At 37.0% G+C, this 17,304-nt stretch carries 17 protein-coding genes; 7 read left to right on the plus strand and 10 right to left on the minus strand.

Annotation, left to right across the window (positions count from 1 at the left end):
• Window positions 1–8: 8 nt before the first annotated feature.
• On the minus strand, window positions 9–956 hold the full coding sequence (locus tag AC1DCY_RS02915; protein WP_477347285.1) for an MBL fold metallo-hydrolase: 948 nt from the start codon (window positions 954–956) through the stop codon (window positions 9–11).
• Between the two features lie 463 nt (window positions 957–1,419).
• On the opposite strand from AC1DCY_RS02915, the gene AC1DCY_RS02920 reads away from it, so the two are divergent.
• The 3 genes from AC1DCY_RS02920 (at window position 1,420) to namA (ending at window position 3,563) form a co-directional block, all read left to right on the plus strand.
• On the plus strand, window positions 1,420–1,551 hold the full coding sequence (locus AC1DCY_RS02920) for a hypothetical protein (protein WP_477347287.1): 132 nt from the start codon (window positions 1,420–1,422) through the stop codon (window positions 1,549–1,551).
• Window positions 1,548–2,354 (plus strand): pyrroline-5-carboxylate reductase, encoded by an 807-nt coding sequence (gene proC, locus AC1DCY_RS02925; protein WP_477347289.1) that lies wholly within the window; start codon window positions 1,548–1,550, stop codon window positions 2,352–2,354. The genes AC1DCY_RS02920 and proC overlap by 4 nt, the downstream gene beginning before the upstream one ends.
• 198 nt (window positions 2,355–2,552) lie before the next feature.
• Window positions 2,553–3,563, plus strand: coding sequence for an NADPH dehydrogenase NamA (gene namA / locus AC1DCY_RS02930; RefSeq protein WP_477347291.1), 1,011 nt, complete (start codon window positions 2,553–2,555; stop codon window positions 3,561–3,563).
• A gap of 70 nt (window positions 3,564–3,633) precedes the next feature.
• Here the strand turns inward: namA and AC1DCY_RS02935 are convergent, their stop codons facing one another.
• Window positions 3,634–3,909 carry a YuzB family protein gene (locus AC1DCY_RS02935; RefSeq protein ID WP_477347293.1) on the minus strand — a complete coding sequence of 92 codons (276 nt, stop codon included), beginning with the start codon at window positions 3,907–3,909 and terminating at the stop codon, window positions 3,634–3,636.
• A 532-nt stretch (window positions 3,910–4,441) separates the two neighbouring features.
• Here AC1DCY_RS02935 and AC1DCY_RS02940 point away from each other — a divergent pair.
• The 3 genes from AC1DCY_RS02940 (at window position 4,442) to AC1DCY_RS02950 (ending at window position 6,604) form a co-directional block, all read left to right on the plus strand.
• Window positions 4,442–4,579 (plus strand): hypothetical protein, encoded by a 138-nt coding sequence (locus AC1DCY_RS02940; RefSeq protein ID WP_477347295.1) that lies wholly within the window; start codon window positions 4,442–4,444, stop codon window positions 4,577–4,579.
• A 798-nt stretch (window positions 4,580–5,377) separates the two neighbouring features.
• Window positions 5,378–5,587, plus strand: a complete 210-nt coding sequence (locus AC1DCY_RS02945; RefSeq protein WP_477347297.1) for a hypothetical protein — start codon at window positions 5,378–5,380, stop codon at window positions 5,585–5,587.
• A 27-nt stretch (window positions 5,588–5,614) separates the two neighbouring features.
• Window positions 5,615–6,604, plus strand: a complete 990-nt coding sequence (locus AC1DCY_RS02950; RefSeq protein WP_477347299.1) for a DUF2167 domain-containing protein — start codon at window positions 5,615–5,617, stop codon at window positions 6,602–6,604.
• 376 nt (window positions 6,605–6,980) lie between these two features.
• On the opposite strand, the gene AC1DCY_RS02955 is transcribed toward AC1DCY_RS02950, so the two are convergent.
• Window positions 6,981–7,862 (minus strand): LysR family transcriptional regulator, encoded by an 882-nt coding sequence (locus AC1DCY_RS02955; RefSeq protein ID WP_477347301.1) that lies wholly within the window; start codon window positions 7,860–7,862, stop codon window positions 6,981–6,983.
• A gap of 255 nt (window positions 7,863–8,117) precedes the next feature.
• Between AC1DCY_RS02955 and AC1DCY_RS02960 the strand changes: the two genes are divergently transcribed.
• Window positions 8,118–9,134 (plus strand): DUF2332 domain-containing protein, encoded by a 1,017-nt coding sequence (locus tag AC1DCY_RS02960; RefSeq protein WP_477347303.1) that lies wholly within the window; start codon window positions 8,118–8,120, stop codon window positions 9,132–9,134.
• A 249-nt stretch (window positions 9,135–9,383) separates the two neighbouring features.
• Here the strand turns inward: AC1DCY_RS02960 and AC1DCY_RS02965 are convergent, their stop codons facing one another.
• From AC1DCY_RS02965 to gcvPA, 7 genes are all read right to left on the minus strand, one after another.
• Complete coding sequence (locus tag AC1DCY_RS02965) at window positions 9,384–11,033, minus strand: M20/M25/M40 family metallo-hydrolase (protein ID WP_477347305.1); 1,650 nt, start codon at window positions 11,031–11,033, stop codon at window positions 9,384–9,386.
• 57 nt (window positions 11,034–11,090) lie between these two features.
• Window positions 11,091–11,813, minus strand: coding sequence for an amino acid ABC transporter ATP-binding protein (locus AC1DCY_RS02970; RefSeq protein WP_053483812.1), 723 nt, complete (start codon window positions 11,811–11,813; stop codon window positions 11,091–11,093).
• 4 nt (window positions 11,814–11,817) lie between these two features.
• Entirely contained in the window at window positions 11,818–12,483 is a 666-nt protein-coding gene (locus AC1DCY_RS02975) for an amino acid ABC transporter permease (RefSeq protein WP_477347308.1), read from the minus strand.
• Between the two features lie 32 nt (window positions 12,484–12,515).
• On the minus strand, window positions 12,516–13,334 hold the full coding sequence (locus tag AC1DCY_RS02980) for an ABC transporter substrate-binding protein (protein WP_477347310.1): 819 nt from the start codon (window positions 13,332–13,334) through the stop codon (window positions 12,516–12,518).
• Between the two features lie 174 nt (window positions 13,335–13,508).
• Window positions 13,509–14,261, minus strand: a complete 753-nt coding sequence (locus AC1DCY_RS02985; protein WP_477347312.1) for an SDR family NAD(P)-dependent oxidoreductase — start codon at window positions 14,259–14,261, stop codon at window positions 13,509–13,511.
• Between the two features lie 45 nt (window positions 14,262–14,306).
• Window positions 14,307–15,881 carry an aminomethyl-transferring glycine dehydrogenase subunit GcvPB gene (gcvPB, locus tag AC1DCY_RS02990; protein WP_477347314.1) on the minus strand — a complete coding sequence of 525 codons (1,575 nt, stop codon included), beginning with the start codon at window positions 15,879–15,881 and terminating at the stop codon, window positions 14,307–14,309.
• Window positions 15,882–15,902: 21 nt separating this feature from the next.
• Window positions 15,903–17,294, minus strand: coding sequence for an aminomethyl-transferring glycine dehydrogenase subunit GcvPA (gcvPA, locus tag AC1DCY_RS02995; protein ID WP_477347316.1), 1,392 nt, complete (start codon window positions 17,292–17,294; stop codon window positions 15,903–15,905).
• Between the last annotated feature and the right edge of the window lie 10 nt (window positions 17,295–17,304).

A 17,304-nucleotide genomic window follows, 5' to 3' on the forward strand; every position in this document is an offset into this window, starting at 1 on the left:
CTTTAAACCTACTCCCTGTGAAATAAGTAGATACCTTCTTCCGTTTTCGTAGATGTAATGAAATTATTGGCCTCCAAGTAATCTAAATAACCGAGCGTTTTGGACAAGGTCAGTCCAAGCTGGCGCTGAAAAATCGATGGGTAAAAGCGCTTCGTTACTTGTACAGCAGTTAATGATTCGTCCCCAAATAATTCACAAACCTTCAAAGATTGCTGATGCTGGCGTTCTAGTCGTTTATCAATTAAATCAGGAATATTCTCTAGCTCAGCACCATGTCCTGTATACATCTTTTTTACTGGTAATCGACGTAAAATTTCTAGCGATTCATTATATTGTAGTAACGATTTTGTACGTCCTAATGTACGGTCTAGTGGTGGCTCAATTAATGGGTTTGGCGTTATCTTTTCAAGTAATAAATCTCCACCTATTACATCATGAGTTTTTTCATCCCAGTAGATTAAGTGACTTTGTGCGTGTCCTAACGTTTCAATAGCCTTTAGTCCAGGATGTCCTGGCACTTCATCTCCATCGTTAAGAATTTGTGTTAATGGTCGTTCACCTACAAGCTCTATTTCACGGCGGACATGTACACTCGGCTGGATATATTGTTGAGGAACTCCGTGCTCGAATAAGCGCTCACTGTAAAACTGCACATGGTAACGTAAAAAATCCTCGTCATGACGTAGCCATTTATCATTATAGGCATGCCCTAAAATTTCTGCGTTTGGAAAGGCATCCACCCAACCTGCATGATCTGGATGATGATGGGTTAACACAACCTGTTCAATATCTCGCATGTCAAAGCCCGCTGCTCGAATACCCCATTTAAGCGCATCATAGGCTTCCATTGTTTTTGGACCAACATCAAAAATGGTCAATGCATCGCCTTTTACAACAAATGCATTCACATCTCCTACTTCATAGGGTGTTGGTATTTCAATTTTGTATATAGACAAAAGCTGTTTCCCCCTTTAATGCAACTAGTGAATACCGATTCATTCTATTTTACAAGTTTTTCTTCTTTTCGTCACCCTCCTGTTGACAGCTTGACGTATTATCAATATAATTTTGAATAATCTAATTATTAATGTGCGTTGATGAAGCCAAGTACGTAATTGGTGAAGGTGTCTTAGAGAGTGTTACATTTGCTGAAAGTGACATCACCCGCTCCCATTACCGAACCTACTTCTGAGCAGTTATGAAAACATAACCGTTTCCCTTGCGATAAAAGGGCTATGAGTTGTGCCAATTGGCAAACAAAGGTGGTACCGCGGAAACAACAGCGTTTTCGTCCTTCTTTATAAGGACGGGAGCGCTTTTTTTTATCTTCATTCAGCAAATGTTTTAGTAGCGAAAGCGTAGCGGCAGCTACAAATGTTTTAGTAGCGACTGCTACAAATGTTTGGTAGCGACAGCTGAATGAAGATAAAGCCTCCGGCGGATGTCACAGATTTTCAAAATCCGGACGCATTGTTTATCTGCGCGAAAGCGAAGCGTCAGCGGCAATTACGCCAAGGCGAAATTGAATTTGAACTGGAGGTTTTATCATGAAAAAAATACTATTTATTGGTGCAGGCTCTATGGCAGAGGCATTGATTCAGGGCTGGATTAAACAAAAGGTATTTACAGCACAAGAAATTTACGTCACCAATCGCTCAGACAAGGAACGCTTACGATTTTTACACGACACATATGATGTAAATGGCAATTGTGATGATGATATTTATCAGCAGGCTGATTTAATCATTTTAGCGATGAAACCAAAGGATGCCGTTGCGGCGATGCGTGAGCTAAAGCCTAAAATTACAGAGCAATCAGCCATTCTTTCTATTTTAGCTGGTATTGCCATTACTACTATTACAGAACATTTAGGTGCTCGTCCAGTCGCGCGCGTTATGCCTAACACTTCTGCCACTATTGGGATGTCTGCAAGTGGGATTGCCTTTAATGACAAAGTGACAGCAGAACAACGCGCTCTTTTCTTACAGCTTTTAGAGGCGGTTGGTTCAGTTATTGAGGTAGATGAGGATCAGTTACATGCTGTAACAGCTCTTTCAGGAAGTGGCCCAGCTTATATTTATTATTTAATGGAGGCATTTGAACGGGTTGGTACAAAGGTCGGTCTCTCGAAAGATACAGTACGACTATTAATGACGCAAACACTTGCTGGTACTGCGGAAATGCTGAAGCAATCCGTCGATGAGCCTGATGTATTACGCCGTAAAGTAACAAGTCCAGGCGGTACAACAGAAGCTGGAATTAAAGCTCTTGAACAATATCAATTTAATGAAGCCATTGAAGCGTGCATTAAAGAAGCAGAAGCTCGATCTCGATCACTTGCAAATAGTAAATAATGTGTGCAAAATAAAGTGAAACTTTAATCATTGGGGGTTTTCTTCATCCCCCAATGATTATTAGTTGAACGAATCGGGCTTTTACGGGCAGTTTATCTCCCACCTAACTTCTTACTTTTGCTAAAATATTAAAGGTGGGAGTATTACTGCCCGTTAAAGCGGGGTAAAGTATATCACTAGGGATTAGGGGGCTTTAAATTGGCTAAATTATTAGAACCTTATCAATTACAAAATATCACTTTAAAAAACCGTGTTGTGATGGCACCGATGTGTATGTACTCTGCACAGGCTGATGGGCTTGTCACACCATTCCATCAAGTACATTATGCAACGCGGGCTGCTGGTCAAGTTGGTTTAATTATTGTCGAAGCGACTGGTGTTGTACCAGAGGGTCGTATTTCTAGTAACGATCTTGGCATTTGGGATGACGCCCATATCGAAGGTTTAAGTCAATTAGTTCAAGGAATGAAAGCATACGGAGCAAAAACCGGCATACAGCTTGCACACGCTGGGCGTAAAGCAACTGTAGATGGAGAAATATTTGCTCCATCAGCCATTGCATTTAGCGATGATTATAAAACGCCAACTGAAATGACATTAGAAGACATTGAATATGTTGTAGAAGCATTTAAACAAGCAGCTGTCCGGGCAGCTAAAGCAGGCTTTGATGTTCTTGAAATCCACGGAGCACATGGCTATTTAATAAGTGAATTTTTATCACCTGCAACGAATAAACGCGATGACCAATACGGTGGCTCGCAAGAAAATCGTTATCGATTATTACGTCAAGTCATCGATGCTATTCGTAGTGTTTGGGAAGGCCCTTTACTTGTGCGCGTTTCCGCTGAAGACTATGCAGATGATGGTACTACAATGGATGATTTTATCGTCTTCAGTCGTTGGATGAAATCACAGGGGATCGATTTAGTGGATGTTTCTACAGGTGGTGTCGTGCATGCACATATTAATGTTTTTCCAGGCTACCAAGTAACTCATGCTGAAGCGATTAAGCATGGTGCTGATATTCCAACTGGAGCAGTCGGCCTTATTACGACAGCTATTCAAGCAGAGGAAATTTTACAAAATAATCGTGCTGACTTAATCTTCCTAGCGCGTGTTCTTCTGCGCGAGCCATATTGGCCACTTCATGCTGCTAAGGATTTAGGAGAAGAAATTACACCTCCAGTGCAATACGTACGCGGTTGGTAAACTGTATAGTGGCTCTTCACCAAAATATAAAAAACAGCTTGTTAATTTATGCTAACAAGCTGTTTTCATTTCAATAAAGAGGGTTTTGTTTAATTTCTTCATCAATTGCCTTCACTAACGTCTCTGCATCATCTGCAGTTATGGCTTCTCCATTGAGGATGGCGAAGATACCTTGCTCACAAATTTCACAATGTGATGTACAACCCGATTCTTCAATTTCAATATCGGATCTTTCATTTAATATATCATAGGCATCCGCTCCAAGTGATAAGTTTGTGATGCAGAATTCAACTCTATTTTTCAATTGCTGTGGCGCTTTCTTTTTCTTAAAAAGAGAAAATACCATCCCCTGATGCCCTTCCCTTCTTGCATATGCTTTTATTTGGAAAACTCTTCTTCAACTAACAAGCCTATTTTAACCAATTAATATAGTATTTGTACTGTTCTTAGATTTCTACAAATCTCAAATCCTCGTCACACTCAAATATGTCAACTATATCTTTTATTGTAGCTGGTTTTCCAAATTTTAATTTATATTCTAAATTTCCGCTCCCCATCGATAGCTGCATGTTGAAGGATACACAATTAACACAGCCCTATTACACATAATCGGTATATCGGCAAATACAAACCTTGGATAAGAAAATAATCAATTGAATTATTGAGTGATAAAGTTTAAAAAATCGAAGAAGAGAATAACTAATCAGTTAGAGGAATTAGAATCTAGTAAAAGATAGCAAATCTGTGATAATGATAGAAGAAATGGTATAATTAAAGTGTAACAGAACAAAGGTATTTCAGGGTGATTGGCGATCTTTTCTACTACTCCTAATTCAAATTTTGCTATTTAGTTCTAGGAGAGAAAGGAGGGATTGCTTATGACAACATACGAAGCATTAAGCATAGCTATTGCTATTGCTATTGCTATTGCTATTGCTATTGCTATTGCTATTGCTATTGGCACTTTAATTGTAGCTATCCTTGCATTGTCATATACTTTTTCACAAAAAAAGTAAAAGCACCCTTTAAAACCTAAGCGAGGTTAAAGTGCTTTTACTTTTGCTCTTGCCAATCGCTCTTAAAGCGTTTGTTTTGTTACTTGACCGTATGGTGTTACAGCACCATACGGTCTTTTTCTTACCCCTATTATAACACATCGCTTTTAGTTCTCAAGAATTTATACCCCTATTACCCAGTATCTATGTACACAAAAGAACACAAAATAAACCTTTTATTACTCAAACCTTTTATGCTCAAAGTAATTACATAAAAAAACTATAAGTAATGCAAGGTGAATATTTACGAACAAGGTCGTCTTTTACAATCTATTTCTAAAAGAGTAGAGGAATGCCCTTAATCTCAAGTATTTATTAAAATCAAAATTCAAAAGAAACTGTAGCCACAAATGAGTATTACAGTATATTCCACCATATTCAGTGCCTATATCGAACCTAAAATACCAAATAAATTCATTATAATTCATTCTTAACTTTCCTCTCTTTCCCATAATGTTGATACTCACCATCATCATGAAATTGTGGTATTTCTTTTCTTGCCCTCATTCATAAAAGAAATCGCATATATATATACAAATTATTTTTCCTATAATATTTAGGCCAAATATTTAATTTATATATTAGTTAGTTGGTTGGTAAATTGTTTTTATTTCGATAATCCGTAATCACTAGAAATATCCTCTTATTACTAATAGGTCATAAATACCACGAAAATTAAATGACTATTTACACGGTTGCCACATTTTGGGATATAAGATAATCTATAGAAGTGTTTTTTCCATATTAAGGGGGTTAATTATGTTACGTACTGGTATTATATTTTTAATTTTGGGGTTAGGGGCGTTCATACTGCCGCAATTCGGTATGCAATTCAAATTATTTACCGTTTTCGGCAAAATTTTTGGCGGAGGCGAAACCTTTGTTGAAATTGCTATTGCAGGTATCGGTGCCGTCCTAGTAGGCATTCATTTATTTAAAGGAAATAAGGACAAGTCGTCCGCAGCGTAAGAACGCAAGTTTGGGAGGAAGCGATTTTTGAAATCATTGATTGTAAAACTATTAAAATCAGTAACTGTTATGACTCTTATTATAATGGCGTGTGCGGTTCCCGCATACGCCGAAGAAGAGCTAAATTGGGTAGAAGGTGGACAGAAAGTCGACGTGGGAACTAATTTAGCGGAGCTTGAATTAGGTAGCGATTTTATTTTTCTTGATGCCGAAAATACGAAAAAATACATAACGCAGAGCGGAATGGAACCGAACGGGGAAGAAATCGGTGTGGTTTTCCCAAAGGATGAAAAACAGAATTGGGCCGTTTATTTCGAATATACGGAATCTGGACATATTAAAGACGACGAGAAAAAGGATATCGATGCTGACGCCTTGCTGGAAAGCTACAAAGAAGGCACGGAAGAAATGAATAAGGATTTAAGTCCTGAAAATCAGTTATTCGTTGACAAATGGGATGTTGCTCCTTTCTACGACAACCAATTACACAGTTTGTCATGGTCTTTATTGGCACATGATAATCAGAACAACGGTGTTATTAACTACAATGTGCGACTTCTATCGCGCGAAGGCTATATCTCGGCGATACTCGTCTCAGATCCGGCAAATTTGCAGGCCGATCGTATAGTGTTTAACAACAAGATCCTAAAGCAGTTTAACTTAAAGCAAGGTCAGCGCTATGAGGATTTTGACAAAAAAACCGATAAGGTAGCTGAATTCGGCTTAACTGGATTAATTCTCGGAGGCGCGGGTCTAGCCGTTGCCAAAAAAGCGGGCATATTTGCTGTGCTCATCCCTCTACTGAAGAAGTTTGGGATCGTGCTTGTGCTGGCTGTAGGCGCAATTTGGGGCTTTATTCGCAAAAAACTCAGAAAAGATCAGCCTGAGCAGCAACCGACACAATCGGAGCAACCGGAACAATCGGAACAACCTGAGCAGTCGGAGCAACCAGCAAAATCGGAACAACCTGAACAGGACCAGGCGAGTGAACGCAGCAAGGTTAATTCGCCTGAGTAATAACCGCTAAACGTTTCGCGGGGTGGTTATTGCATTGTTCCAAAGATGAGAATAATCAAAGCCCTTCCTAATCGCCCGATAGCCGAGTGATTAGGAGGGGCTTTTCATATCGTTTATTCATTTAAAGAAGAACAAAATAAGCTACGCAAGCACGGATGCGATTACAAGAAGCACAATATTAAACTCATTTTGCAGAAATGCCCGGTACCTTCTATACCATCCATCACACTTGTCACCTGATAAACTGCTTACTCAAACTTTTCTGTTAACATTTACATCTTCATAATCTTCAGCCATTACAAACGACTTCCCTACTTTTGATATGAACCATTAATAAAGTTTCGCTAAGAAATTGTTGAAATAGTTGACTATAATTTTATAAATAATCCCTCGTCTGAAATAAACGTAATAGCTCTTCTGGAATTTTTACTAAATCCTTATAAAAAAGATATACAGGAACACTTGGCAAAGCAATTTCATCGAAGGGAACGATATTAAACCGACCTTCCATGCGCTCTCTTCTCACAATCATTCGTGGTAAAAATGACATGCCTAATCCATCTTTTATTAAGCGCTTCACCACATAGGATTGAGATATGGACACTTGCTTTGTAACTACAAATTCCTCCTGTAATTTATGTAATAAATCCTCCCAAATTGTTGGATGATGGTGTGTAAATAACGTGTAAGTTTGAAATAATTCCTCATAATCAATATAAGCTCCCGTCTCATCATCGAAAGCATCCAGAGGAATAACCAATTCTAGAGTGCTCTCAACAAGAAGCTCTTGGTGCCAATGCAGATAACGAGTTGGCAATAAAGAAATACCAATGTGCGCCTTATCACTATTGATTAAATCCTCAATTTTTGCTGAATCTTCTACTAGAATGGATATTTCAATAGAAGGATTTTCATTGATAAACTGATAGATAACATGGGGCAATATCGTTTCCACCATTAAAGGAGTCATTGCAATAATTAGCTTTTCTTCGATCCCCTTTGTTGCTAGCTGAAAGCGTTCAATACTTTTATCCCATTGATGGATAATTTGCGGGGCTTCTATGAGAAAAAGCTGCCCTGCCTCCGTTAATTGAACACGGTTTTTTTCACGTTTAAATAATTTAACATTCAAAAATTGCTCTAATTGATGAATATGAACAGTGATACTTGGCTGTGATAAATGTAGTTCTTCTGCAGCTACTCTAAAATTACAAGATTTAGCTGCTACTACAAAAGACTGTATCCATTTATAATCCAAAATCCCACCCCTTTCAATCAATTATGCCTCGGCATAATTGCGTCTGGAATCGGCTTTGTGTTTGCACAAAGAACACCTTCCCGATTCCGTGACATCCGCCGGAGGCTTTAACTTCTTTCAGCGGATGTTTGAACACCCGCTGAAAGAAGTTAATGTTTTTAATCAACTTCATTAACTATATTTAATTTACTAAATTATCCAACAATAATAAACTTAAAATTAGATCGAATACTTTTACACAAAGGGGAGAATTGTATGTTAGCTAAATTAAGTAAACAATTTCGTATTTTTGCAAAAGATGAATGTGAAAACTCAAGTCCACTGTATGAACATTTAGCAAATAAGATTGCCGATGATGATGAAATACTAAAAGTTGCGGCATTTATACCTCAAGGACAACCTGTACCTAATTTATTATTAGCTGGGGTTCAGTATTTGCTGTCATCATCAAAAGACGATTTAGTAAATTTTTATCCATCATTAACGACAACACCTAAAGCAATAAATGAAGTGTATCCTTTTTTTAAAGCATTCGTCTTATCCCATTCAGAAAAATTGAAGATTTTATTTCAAGAAAAACTTGTTCAGACTAATGAAATTCGTCGTTGTTCTTACCTTTATCCGATGATGACAGAAATTTATAAACGCCACCAAAAACCATTAGCCTTCATAGAAATCGGTGCAAGTGCAGGGCTCCAACTTGGAATGGATCAATATAATTACTGCTATAATCAACAGCTTCACATAAACAATTGTAATAGCGCTTTCGTTTTGTCCTCAGAAAATCGTGGAGAACCGCTTCCAGCTTCCATTACAAATGCTCCAGTTGTTTGTAAACGAGTTGGCATCGATTTAAATCCTATTGATATTCATAATGAGGAAGAGCTCCAATGGCTCCAAGCATTAATATGGCCAGAGCATGAAGAACGAAGACTTTTGTTAAATCAAGCACTCCCGATTTTAAAAGAGCTCGATTTACAACTAATAAAAGGAGATGCCATTAAACTTATAAAAGAGATTAGTAAAGATATTAGCCAAGATGCGATGTTAGTTGTTTATCATACACATGTGGCCAATCAAATCCCAATGGAATTACGCCTTGAATTAATGGAGCAATTAAAAGAGATCAGCATGGAACGACCTCTTTACCATTGTTATAACAATTTATTTGATATGCAAATGCATCAAGATTTTATTGATCAAGGAGAAATAGAATCTATTCGTATAATGGAACGCCCTGATGGTCATGCGCGGTGGTTCAAGTGGTCCTAGCAATCAAAAAAGTATTTAAATTTCACGCAATAACTTGACGGGAACTTGCATCGGTCGATACTTAATTTCAATTGCTTTACAGTAAAATAAGCAATATTAAGGATTATTTTTCTAAAAAACTCCAATATGTTTTATCGGTGATTTTACGATACTTCTAAAGCATAAAAGCTGAATTCCCCTATATATTGTGGAAATCAGCTTTTATATTAATTCATCCATATCATTTCACTGCGAAACAATCTGCTCCATTTAATTTATTAGGTTTTTTATAACCTCATTTGTGATATTGGGTACTATTTTCATCGAATAATCGAGTTCAACACGTTCGTAACGGTTATGTGCATCATAACCATATGGCCCTATATTAATAGTAGGAATATTTAGCTCTCTTATCGCATCGTAATCTACAAAATGTTTCGAGCCCCAACTTGGATTATTATCCATAACGGCCTCAATCCCTTTTTCATCATCATTAATAGACACACAACTCATATCACATACATAAGGAAAATAATTTTTGGCTGTTATCGGGTATTGATAAAATGGTTGTACGTTTTTAATTGCCTGATCTAATGCATGTATTAAATTTGCCTCTTTGTTGTTTGAATCATCTAAATCTATTCTAGGCGAATACAATGAGGAAAAGAAAAGAATCATAGCAGGACTCTTGTCTTTCATCCATTTCCATTCCTCTTCTACTACTTTAGCTGAAAACATCCGTACATCTAATGATTCATCTAATAGTAAATTTTCTTTAAATTTCTGCATATGTTTCGTAAATTCTGAACCGTACTCAGAGACTAATTGCTGTTGCATTTCTTCATACAAAATGACTCTCGTTTTCCAAGGCAGTTCAACATACGGACTGTTACTTAGCTCACAGTAGATTTTATGTCGTTGTTTCAATTTTAATAATGCTTGATCAAATGCAATCCCTGCTTGTTCTTTCAGCAAGGATAATACTTGCCTTGGTGTCCACGACTGTATGAAGAAGTTGTAATATACATAAGTAGATAATGCTGTCTGAATGGTATAAGTTGGTTTGAAATCCGTTTGTTTTAATGACACGGGTGGCATCGGTGCTTCACCTTTTGATAGATCGCAAAAAATGGGATTATAACTTATATGGGAAGTTAATTCAGCAGCCAAATAATTCGGGTCTAACCCTTCAAAGCTTGACCCAGCATGTGTCTCTGCACCTATAATCAAAAAAGAAGGTAACAGTTTCCCGACAGACCCCTTATAAATATAGCGATGGGGATCTCCTACGTAACGTGGCGCTACAAAATCTGAATTGATAAGAGCAACATAGTCAAATCCCTGCTCATGTTTCAATCTCTTTAAGTCATGTAAACCTGATAAAACACCATTCGAACTATCTTCCTCATCACATTCTGCGAAAAACACAAGGTTGCCATTAAGCTCTTCAGGGTGTTCAGCATAATACTTCAACAGATAAAAATGACTAGCAACACCACTCTTCATGTCTAGTACACCTCGACCAAAATGCCAGTTATCAGAATGTACATGTTCCATCACTAAATCAGGTAACTGTTCACATTTCAAAGCCTCTTTTAATGCATTGGGTGAGCAAGCTTTACTTTTCAAATGATGATAATCTTCAATATCAACTGTATCAATATGCCCCATTAATATAACGGTTTTATTGGATTTACCTTTGGTCCCCTTAACAAAAGCAAAAACATTATATCTTTCAATATCATCATTTCGTGTTTGTGAGATGAAAGTTTGACTAGGATTATTTTCGAAGTATGCTAGGTTTTGAATCTCTTTGTACAATTTATTCGCAATTTCAATTTCACCCCGAGTGTTTACTACACTCTCAACCTGTACTAAGTTATTTGTTACCTCTAAGACTGTCTCATAGCTTTTTAACACATCCACAACCTTCTTTCTGAATTTTCAGTATTATCTAAGTACACGTCTATCAATTCCTCATAAAACTTGTTGTAAAAACTTAGCTGTTCTTTCGTGTTTAGGGTTGGTGAAAATTTCCGTCGGCAAACCATCTTCAATAATTTCTCCTTCAGATAACATGATTACACGATCAGCCACTTCTTTAGCAAAACTCATCTCATGGGTGACAACAACCATAGTCATCCCTTCTTTCGCTAATTTTTTCATCGTTTCTAAAACTTCTCCTACGAGTTCAGGATCGAGTGCTGAAGTTGGCTCATCAAAAAGCATGATTTTGGGCTCCATAGCTAAAGCACGAGCAATTGCTACCCTTTGCTTTTGACCTCCTGATAATTGATCTGGATAATAATCTACTTTATCTGCTAACCCTACCATTTGAAGTAATGCTAGACCTCGCTCAATCGCCACTTCTTTTTTGATTTTCTTCACTTGTACAGGAGCCTCTATAATATTTTGAATAACGGATAGATGAGGAAATAGATTAAAGTGTTGAAAGACCATCCCCATATCTCGCCTTATCAAATTCAAGTTATCCTTTTCCGCATTAATCTCCTTTCCATCAATGGCAATTGTACCAGCATCTTTCACCTCCAAAAAGTTCATACATCTAAGCAAGGTACTTTTTCCCGATCCACTGGCGCCAATTAATACAACCACTTGTGATGATTGAATGTCCAACGTAATATTCTTTAAAACTTGTAAATCACCAAATGACTTTTGTAAATTCTTTATTTTAATCATCTTATCATCTCTTTCCTACATCTAATTTTCTTTCTACCTTTTTGAAAATAAGAGTAAATATTAAAACGAGAATCAGATAATAGATACCCACTACGAAATATGTTTCAAGTGGCATATAGTTGGCGGCTTGAGCCGATAATGCATGATTATACAATTCTGAAACAGCTATATAGGCGACTAAAGAAGAGTCCTTCAAACCTATGATAAACTGGTTACATAAAGAGGGTATAGAACGTTTAAATGCCTGTGGTAAAATAATTCTCCTCATAAGTAGCATATATGACATTCCTAATGAACGAGAAGCTTCCACTTGCCCACGATCAATGGATTGAATGGCACCTCTAAAGATTTCTGCGATATATGCGCCAGAATGGATTCCTAACGCCAATGCGCCAGCTGTAAAATCTGAAAGGACAAATACACTCGATATCCCATAGTATAAGAACATTAATTGAACAATTAAAGGCATTCCACGAACGATAAAAATATAAACATCTGCGATTTTTTCTAGAATCTTCAGATTTGAGACTTTAAAGAAAGCAAATAATAAACCAATCATTGTCGCAATAATTAAGGACACACAAGTTAATTCAATCGTAATCCACGCAGCTTTTAAAAATTCAATCCCATGCTTCTCAAATATATAGAGTATTTTCTCTATAAATTCCATAACATCACTCCAACGTTAAAGTATAGTGAAAGTTATTTTTCTAGTAAATTAGCATTAAACCATTTCATACTAATTTTTTCGTAAGTTCCATCTTCAACCATATCAGCAATAGCTTGATTAATCGCTTCTAGGAGTTTTTCATTTCCTTTATTCACCGCAACAGCGATTTCTTCTTTTTTGATTACGTCATCTACAGCTTTTACCTTTAATCCTGTCTCATTCATAATGGACAAACCAACAATACGATCTGTTATCACTGCATCTAGACGACCAGTTGGGATATCTTGTAAAGCATAAATGTCACTAGAAAAAAGTTTGATGGATGATGTATATTGTTTTGCATCCTCTTCATATGTGCTCGCTTGCATTACACCAATTGTTTTATCTTTTAAATCATCTTTTACTTGAATAGTAGTGTTATCTTCCCCTACAAAAATTTGGGCACCTGAAATATAATATGGATTTGAAAAATCTACTTGTTTTGCACGCTCCTCTGTTGCTGTCATACTCCCGATAATGGCATCGTACTTATGACCCTTTAAACCTTGAAGAATCGTTTCCCATGGATTGGTTACAGGATTGGCTTCAAGACCTATACGCTTAGCAATTTCTTCACCTATGTCAACATCAAAACCAACTAATTTATTATTCTCTTTATAATTTAATGGTTTTAATAATCCACTCATGGCAAATGTTAATTTTCCGTCGTTCACCAATTGCATCTTTTTATTTCCATTCGATTCTGTACTAGTCGCTACTTGTTTGTCCGATTTTTGTCCGCATCCTAGAAGTGTTAACACTATAATAAATATGGCTACTACATATCCAGATTTCAATAAGTTAATTTTCATCCTTACGCCTCCATCTACCTTATAGTTTTTGTTTTCACATAACCCACTTAACATGCTGTTCGGTGAAACGGAAAATCATGTAGAAAGCGTTTTCATCAAGATCATCATTGTTTTGAAAAAAACAAAACCGAGCTCCCCTCACAAAAGGCATTTGTCGGTTTTGTATTACCATACTTATGCCAGTTCTCCACCATCTATCGAGATATTTTGACCTGTAATATAAGCTGCTTGATCTGAAGCCAAGAATGCATATAGGGCTGCAATTTCTTCTGGTAGTGCATGTCGCTTTAACGGAATACCGGCATTTACTTGCTCTAACATTTCTGGAGTATACTCAGCCTTTTGCATTGGTGTTAAGACATATCCTGGGCAAATTGTGTTGACACGAATCGTCGGAGCCAACTCTAGTGCCATCGTCTTAGCCAATAGATTGACTCCTGCCTTTGAAGCGTTATAATCAGCATAATAGGGGTGACCTGTTATCCCATTAGTTGAAGCCGTCATCAAGATAACACCAGCGTTTTGTTGTATCATTAATTTAGCAGCTGCTTGGCTTGTATAGAACACGCCAGTAAGATTAATATCTATCACTTTGTTCCACTGCTCTGGTGAAATATCTAGAAAATTCGCACGAACACTAATGCCTGCATTCGCAATAAATATATCTACTCCCTCCATTTTTTCTACGATTTTATTAAATATCTCATTCACTTGTTCTGCATTGCTAACATCTACTGAAAAACCTGCGAAAATACCCGGGTTTTCTGATAGCGTAGCTTGGATGGCTTCCTTATTTATATCTAGAATTACTACCTTAGCTCCTTCAGCAACAAACCGTTTTGCTGTAGCTAGCCCAATACCACTTGCTGCTCCAGTGATTACTACTCTTTTATTTGCTAAACTATCGAAAAATGCATCTTTATTCATCGACTGTCTCCTATATAGCTATAGTTTTATAACTAGACAAATAATTTATTTCAGGACATTCACTTCTTGGGTCTTTTTTTGATAGAGACGCCACGAAAGGCACCATTTATCTGGGTTATCCAAGTAATCTTGTTCATCTAGCTGATGGATGGTGCTATTATATGGGGCATTCTTAACAATTTCCGGTGTTTCATATGCTTCTCTGGAAATTTGCTCGAGAGCCGCAATATATTCATCCAAATCAGCCTTGGAGTAAGATTCTGTCGGCTCCAGTGTAAATGGCTCGGGGACGATATAAGGATGATGACTTGTCCAATAATGTAAGCCAAAATCGGTCATTCTTCGTTGGACGTCTTCTGTCGTTATACCTGTCTCTTGTGTCAACTGCTCCCAACTATACCGTACTTGCTCTAAACGTTGCCCTTTTACATAAGGTGCACTTGCTCCTCGAATTTTCTGAACACGGCTATATAGATAGTTATTATTTAACACAGCAGTTTGTGCCACAGCTTTTAAACCAGACGGCCCTAAAGACCTAATCCAAGCATACGATCGTAGAATAGTTTGTGCTACGCCATGAAATGCTCTTACCTTGCCAATAGAATGTGTCAAAGCATCATTTAAATAATAACCCTCTTTATTTTTCTCAACGATTGGACCAGGTAAGTATTCTTTTAACTCTCTCGTAACACCTAATGCTCCTGTCGCTGGTCCACCACACATATGTGGTGCTGCAAATGTTTTATGCAAATTGAAAAAGCACATATCAAATCCAGCTTCTTTTGCTCTTGTTATACCTAATAAGCCATTTGCATTGGCCTGATCGTAATAACAAATACCACCTGCTTCATGAACAAGTTTTGTAAATTCTTTAATCTTAGAATTATAAATCCCTGTATCTTCTGGATTTGCAACAACAAAACCTGCAGTCCGTTCAGAAAGTACTTCCTTCAATTTATCAATATCCGGGAAGCCATCTTTGTCAGGATACAAGGTAATGATTTTATATCCTTTTACTGCAGCTGTAGCAGCTTGCGATGGATGTGAAAAAATCGTTGTAATAATTTCATCACGTTGATCCCCTTCTCCTCTTGCTTCATGATATTTCTGTACGATAGATGCCATCGCAAATAAGGCTTGCGTTCCTCCACTTGGCTGAAATGAAAAAAAGTCTAACCCTGATATTTCTCGCATAGCTAAATCTAAATTATGAATAATTTCAAGCATTCCTTGCACGGTACTGATATCCTGTAATGGATGTAACTCCATTATTTTATGATTTCGAATTAAAAGCTCATTTATTTTAGGAATGTATTTCATCGTACATGTGCCTTGGCCAATTTCCACATTGAAATCTGAGCCTAATGTTTCTTGTGATAATCTAACATAATGGCGTAACACACGAGCTTGCGCTATTTCGGGAAGATTCACCTTATCAGCACGTAACATGTTGTGAGGAAGTGTAGAGAGGCCATCACCAACTGCCTTTACAACCTGTTCTGAAGCTAAAGGAATTTCTACCCCTCTTTCACCAGCTTGATGTAATTCAAATATAATGGGTTCATTCCATTTCGCTTGATGAAAATCTACTTTCGACTCTAATCTTTTTATTTTTTTCACAGTTATCTTCTCTCCTCTCACTTATTGTTGCTCTACAATTTCCTTAATTGCGGCTACTAAATAATCTAAATCTTCTTTTGTATGAACTTCAGTTACGCAATATAATGCACTTTGGCCGTACTCTGGGAATTCCTCTGATAAATTCTTCCCACCGAAGATGTTTCTTGTTAATAATTCTTTATTAATTTGTGCTACTGTTAAGCCTGTATCATTAAAATCAACAATAAATTCTTTAAAGAATGGAGAAACAATACGCGATCCATTTACTCCCTCAATCTGGTTTAACTGTTTCACGGCATATTGACTATTTTGCATAATTGTTTGTCCTACTTCATACATCCCGTCAGGTCCTAACAAAGAAAGATATACACCGGCAGTAATGCCCCATAAAGCCGTCTGTGTACCGACTGATTCCTTTCCTTTTTCTCGTAAAGCAAAGGATGTTCGTTCATACGCTACATCACCAAAGCCATACTCTCCTTCTTTTTTTGTAGGGACAATCCCAAATAATCTTGAAGGATATTCATTAATAAAAATTTCATCATCTTTTGTAGCAATGAACCCTGCTTGACCGCCACTATAATTCATATGCATGCCTAGGGGTTGTAAATCCCCACATACAATATCAGCACCATAGTGACTTGGCGGTGCTAAAACACCTAACGAAATGGGGTCTACCCCAACGACAATTAATACACCGAGTTCTTTAGCCAATTTAAAGATTTCTTGTCCTTGCGTTTCTATACATCCTAAATAAGATGGATTTTCAAAATAAATGGCAGCCACTTCATCGGATAATTTACTTTTTAAATCTTCCAAATCTAATAATCCCGTATTAATATCAAACGCCACCCCACTAAACGACAATTGAGGAGTACCATAGTTTGTTATAATTTTTCTTCTTTCTGGTGATACAGTATTCGCAAGTAACACTTTATTTCTTTTGGTAATACGACTAGCCATTCGAATAGCCGTCGAAGCAGCTTGACCCCAATCAAATGTTGGCACACTTACAACATCCATATCTACTAACTCAGCCATCAAACTTTGATATTCAAAAAGAGCTTGAAAGCGACCATGATCTTCATAGGGTTCGCCTGCATATGCTGTCAAAAACTCAGACCGTTGATTTACTTCATCACACACTGCAGGTACAAAATGTTGCGAACATCCAGCTCCCAAGAAATTTAAGTATTCAGTTGAACTTATATTCTTATTTAATAAACCTTCAATATGACGTCGTAACTCATATTCTGTTAATGCCTTTGGAATATTCAAATCATCTTGATACCGAAGTTCTTTAGGAATACATTCAAATAGATTTTCTATCGAATTTACACCGATTTCTTCTAACATTTTTTGTTTTACTTCTGATACCATATTTGGGATATATGGATGGACTTTTTTAGTCATTCAATAACCT

The sequence above is a fragment of the Lysinibacillus sp. 10T31 genome (assembly GCF_056394365.1).

Coding starts and splice junctions, on each gene's coding strand:
- AC1DCY_RS02920 (WP_477347287.1), top strand. CDS start 1,420: ATGAAGATAAAGCCTCCGGCGGATGTCACAGATTTTCAAAATCCGGAC.
- proC (WP_477347289.1), top strand. CDS start 1,548: ATGAAAAAAATACTATTTATTGGTGCAGGCTCTATGGCAGAGGCATTG.
- AC1DCY_RS02935 (WP_477347293.1), bottom strand. CDS start 3,909: ATGGTATTTTCTCTTTTTAAGAAAAAGAAAGCGCCACAGCAATTGAAA.
- AC1DCY_RS02940 (WP_477347295.1), top strand. CDS start 4,442: ATGACAACATACGAAGCATTAAGCATAGCTATTGCTATTGCTATTGCT.
- AC1DCY_RS02945 (WP_477347297.1), top strand. CDS start 5,378: ATGTTACGTACTGGTATTATATTTTTAATTTTGGGGTTAGGGGCGTTC.
- AC1DCY_RS02960 (WP_477347303.1), top strand. CDS start 8,118: ATGTTAGCTAAATTAAGTAAACAATTTCGTATTTTTGCAAAAGATGAA.
- AC1DCY_RS02970 (WP_053483812.1), bottom strand. CDS start 11,813: ATGATTAAAATAAAGAATTTACAAAAGTCATTTGGTGATTTACAAGTT.
- AC1DCY_RS02975 (WP_477347308.1), bottom strand. CDS start 12,483: ATGGAATTTATAGAGAAAATACTCTATATATTTGAGAAGCATGGGATT.
- AC1DCY_RS02980 (WP_477347310.1), bottom strand. CDS start 13,334: ATGAAAATTAACTTATTGAAATCTGGATATGTAGTAGCCATATTTATT.
- AC1DCY_RS02985 (WP_477347312.1), bottom strand. CDS start 14,261: ATGAATAAAGATGCATTTTTCGATAGTTTAGCAAATAAAAGAGTAGTA.
- gcvPA (WP_477347316.1), bottom strand. CDS start 17,294: ATGACTAAAAAAGTCCATCCATATATCCCAAATATGGTATCAGAAGTA.